At 63.0% G+C, this 4,403-nt stretch carries 3 protein-coding genes and 2 pseudogenes; 4 read left to right on the forward strand and 1 reads right to left on the reverse strand.

Translation table 11 applies throughout. The features are described 5' to 3' along the window. On the reverse strand, positions 1–237 hold a 237-nt coding region (locus AC08OX_RS09520), incomplete at its 3' end, for a hypothetical protein (protein ID WP_476607473.1). A 653-nt stretch (positions 238–890) separates the two neighbouring features. Here AC08OX_RS09520 and AC08OX_RS09525 point away from each other — a divergent pair. The 4 genes and pseudogenes from AC08OX_RS09525 to AC08OX_RS09540 form a co-directional block, all read left to right on the forward strand. Beyond that, a complete protein-coding gene (locus tag AC08OX_RS09525) occupies positions 891–1,094 on the forward strand; it encodes a hypothetical protein (RefSeq protein WP_476607474.1) in 204 nt (67 codons plus the stop codon). Positions 1,095–1,644: 550 nt separating this feature from the next. Next, positions 1,645–1,786: pseudogene (locus AC08OX_RS09530) on the forward strand (IS5/IS1182 family transposase); the annotation flags it as partial. 149 nt (positions 1,787–1,935) lie between these two features. Continuing rightward, positions 1,936–3,657, forward strand: coding sequence for an alpha,alpha-trehalose-phosphate synthase (UDP-forming) (locus AC08OX_RS09535; RefSeq protein WP_476607475.1), 1,722 nt, complete (start codon positions 1,936–1,938; stop codon positions 3,655–3,657). A 106-nt stretch (positions 3,658–3,763) separates the two neighbouring features. Further along, positions 3,764–4,258 (forward strand): annotated as a pseudogene (locus AC08OX_RS09540) (IS6 family transposase); the annotation flags it as partial. Positions 4,259–4,403: the final 145 nt, after the last annotated feature.

A 4,403-nucleotide genomic window follows, 5' to 3' on the forward strand; every position in this document is an offset into this window, starting at 1 on the left:
GAGCGCCCACGGCACACCGGCCGCGCCCTCCACGCTCATCTGGGAGCGGTTCCGACGACCGAGCGCCATCATGATCGCGCAGATGAGCAGTCCAACCATACCAGCGACCAACCCTCCGTACTTCAACCAGCCCACCACCATGTTCACGGTTTCTTGCACCCCCTCGGGTGCCTGGGGGCGCGGGTTGGGCACGAGCGGATCGATGGCGGCCAACGACTGCAGAGCGATGATCAACACGAAAAGGTCCCTCCTATTCAGGCACGGCCAGCGCGGCGCGAATGTCCGCCACCACAGATCTGATCTTGGCTGGCGGTGGCTCGTCGAACGGATTCTCGAGGTAGCGGAGGTAGCGCTGCACATACGGCACCTGGACACGACATCCACCCGGTCGCCAGCATCCGTGCGAGGGTCGATGCCCCAGCGCCCCGTGACAGCCCACCACGTGGCAGCCTCCCAGACCCGTAGTCGGACGCTTTCGGGGACGCCCGGAAGCGTCACGCAACGCCCGCGACACCGTCGCCGTGGAAGCGCCCGCTAACGCGGTCACGTTCTTGATGCTGTTGCCCATCCCGGATCCCTCCTCGTCCCCGACGCACCCGCCAGAACCCCCACCTGGCCCATCCACCAGGTGGCCTAGATCATGTCGGGAACGGTACGCCGACCTCGACAGTACTTGCAAGCGCTTGCATCAGGCTGGTGCGCGGCGTATCACTGAACACGTCCGATGCGGACACCCCTGCATGGCTGCCGACCCGGGCTTCCCCCGCACAGCGACCACACGCACGCCGCCCGGGGTTCTTCCGGATCTCGGCGACCTGAGGGGTACGCGCCTTCCTGGGCGGTCGTCCGCACCTGCTGCTGTCGGCATCCACCCACCCGTGGGAAGGCACGTGCGCTACGCACTACCGGGTCTCGGCCGCCTCACCGACTTCACCGTGCTCGCCGCCAACGACGGGTGGAACCTGCTGCACCTCCAGACACCACCGGTGATGCCCTTCGACGCATCCGAGTACGAAGCCAGCTACGACCACGCCCGCTCGACCCGCCAGAGACAAACTCAATTTAACAAAGTATTTAACGGGTGCATCCGTTAGCGACTCCGCGGAAGCCAGGGTTGTCTAAGAACTCGCTTTGGATCTTGTTTCTGTGTGCTGTGAATAGTCTTCGAGGAGAAGGACGAGGGCAGGCCAGTGATCGTCCTGATCTTTGCCGATGGCGGCTTCGCCGGACAGTTCGTCCAGTGGGCGGGCCAGTACCTGAGGAAGACCGTTCTGGAAGACCGTTCTGATCGTTCGGAAGCGACCCGGCCAACGCACGTTCGAGGTTCTCGAGAAAAGGTGGATCGTCGAACGCACCCCGTGCGCCGCAAGGCACTCTGTTGTATCCCCGGTTCAGCCGGGAGGGACTTGGAGGGAGGTTCCTGGGCCGGATGGCTGGCCTGGGTCCGAAAGGTGAAGGGGGCCAGATGATCGGACAACCCAGCCTCGGGAGGTATGAGTAATGCAGAGCGCCGCAACGGTGCTGGGTGTCCTGCGTCACTGGGAGCCGGATGATCGGGAAACCATCAAGTCCGGTTCGGCGGGAGGCCGCGCGGAAAAGGACCAGCTCAAGCTGGCACCTCGCTGCGCGACCGGCCCATCAGCCTGGATCACCGCACATCGACGTCTCGCCCGTGACTACAGAAACCCACCCCGCCCGCTCCGAAGCGATGATCCACCTAGCGATGATCCACAATACAGCCAGGCGCGTAACGGGCGAGACCACCCCCACCTGGCGAGGAACCTAAACCCGAACCAAAAAGAACCCGCAGGATCGAACGCCCTGTTAGTTCATCTTTTCCAATCAAGCGATCACCGATGGTGTCGCGCCGCTGGAGGTTCGGGAACCGGTAGCTGTCCCGGCACCTCCGCGAACGACTGAGGAGGCCGCACAATCATGCCCGATACCGACCTGCCGCTGGTGTTGTTGTCCAATCGCGGTCCGGTGAGTCACTACCGCGACGGTTCCGGGGAGCTGAAGACTAACCGCGGGAGCGGTGGGCTCGTGTCGGCGCTGTCCGGCCTCGCCGAACGCCTCAGCGAGAACGGGGTCGTCTGGGTGTGCGGGGCGTTGACCGACGCGGACGTCACCGCCGCCGCCCGTCACAAGGACGGCTTAATCCCTATACAACCGCGTGTTGTCGACGGCAAGCCCGAGGGCCCGAAGATCGATATGCGGATGGTCGACACCGACAAGGAGGCCTACCACAAATTCTACGAGGTGTGGTCGAACCCGATCCTGTGGTTCATCCAGCACGAACTCTACAAGAGTGACGACTGGCAACTTGAGATCACGCAGGAGACACGCGACGCCTTCGAGCGCGGCTACGCCGAGGTAAACCGCGTCTATGCCGATGCAGTCATCGACGAGGTCCGTAAGCGCGACAGCAAGGCGTTGGTAATGTTGCATGATTATCACTTCTATCTGGTGGCCGAACGGGTCCGGGAACAGTGCCCGGATACCATGATCACGCATTTTATCCACATTCCCTGGCCGAGCCCAGAGGCGTGGCATATCCTCCCGGAGGATATCCGTGAGCGGCTGTTTCGGGGCCTGCTCGGCAACGACATCGTCGGCTTCCAGACCCGCAGCGCCGCACGTAACTTTGCGCTGTGCGCCCAAGAGCTGCCCGGCGTTAGGGTCGAGAGGGACCCGGATAATCCGGACACGCTGGAGGTACATGTAGACGGCCGCACCGTCCGGGTCCGCCATTACCCGATCTCAGTGAACCCGGAGGCGTTGAAAGAGATCCAACGCACGCAGGAAGTGCAGAAACACATCTCCGAACTGGAGAAGAAATTCCAGACGGATGATCTTCAGCTCATCCTGCGGGTGGACCGCACCGACCCGAGCAAGAACGCCGTGCGCGGGTTCGATGCCTTCGGCAAGCTGCTCGATAATCATCCTGAACTGGTCGGGAAGGTCCGCTTTCTGGCACTGCTGCAAAAGAGCCGTACGAACGTGCCCGCGTACGCCGACTACATCAAGAAGATCGATGATAAGGTCGCCGAGATCAACGCGCGGTACGCGCCGGACGGGTGGCAGCCCATCGATCTGCACTACGTCGAGGATCTCCCACTCGCAGTCGCGGCGTACTCGATCTGCGATGTGATCATGGTTAACCCTGTTGCGGACGGTATGAACCTGGTGGCCAAGGAGGTCGCGCTGCTGGCCAAGGAGGTCGCGGCGCGCAAGCAACGCTGCAGCGTGCTGGCCCTGTCAGAGAAGGCAGGCGTCTACGAAGAACTCGGCGAGTATGCCGTCACGTTGGATCCCTTTAGTATCGATCAGATGGCGGGCGCTCTCTACACGGCGCTGAACTTGGAGAAGGAAGATCGACGCGAGCGCCTGAAGAATGCTGCCAAGCAGGTAGAAACACATCATGTGGAAGATTGGCTGAACGCTCAGTTGAAAGATATCCCGCCTTTACGTCAACTGTCAGGATCACCGAAAGCTTACCCAGCCCCGCATCAGGCAGCTTACCCAGCCCCTATTCGCCCGTCATCTGGTCGAGCATGTCCAGCACCAGGCGCCGCTTCTTCCGGTAGCGGACTTCATAGGGTAGACCGGCACGAGCCCGCAGCCAGCGAGCCTGCCCGGCAGCCGCCTGGTCGCTGACGGCGCTGACGCCCCTGTGCTGTCAACTACCCTGAGTGGCTGGTGGGTGCGCGAGATGGCGTGACACTGTCGCATCGGCGGAGTCCGGCATCGCGAATATCGGCTGATGCATCGAGGTCGTGTCTGTCCACCGGTTCCGGCGTCGGAGTTCGCGGGGTTCCGGTTCCCACCGGAAGTGATCATTCTGGCGGTACGGTGGTACCTGCGGTTCGCGTTGTCGTACCGGGATGTCGAGGAACTGCTCGCCGAACGTGGCCTCGACGTTGACCACGTCACGATCTACCGCGGGGTGCAGCGCTTCACGCCCTTGCTGGCCGAGACGGCCCGGGCGTGTCGTCATCGGCCTGGGGACAGGGGGTTTGTCGATGAGACCTATGTGAAGGTCGCCGGCCGCTGGACGTACCCGTACCGGGCGGTCGACCAGTACGGGCAGGTCATCGACGTCCTGGCCAGCACCCGCCGCGACCAGGCCGCTGCCCGGCGCTTCTTCGTTCGAGCACTGGCCCAAGGTCGCCGGCCAGCCGAGGTCACCACCGGCAAGACACCGGTCTACCCGCCACTCCTCGACGAGCTGCTTCCCGAGTCCTGCCACGTCGACGCCCAGGGCTGCGCGAAGGTTGCGTGGTGTGACGGCCTGTTGCGTTAAGTGGCTATGAATTGGAGTGTCCGGCGGCGGTCTCCGGCGATGTGTTCGAGGGTTTCCTTGACTTTTCGGACTCCGCGGAGGCGGAGGAGGTTCAGGGCAA

The organism is Frankia sp. CoBUL1, assembly GCF_978021245.1.

Bases quoted from the DNA above. Each gene is read 5' to 3' on its own strand.
- AC08OX_RS09535 (WP_476607475.1), top strand. From the start codon at position 1,936: ATGCCCGATACCGACCTGCCGCTGGTGTTGTTGTCCAATCGCGGTCCG.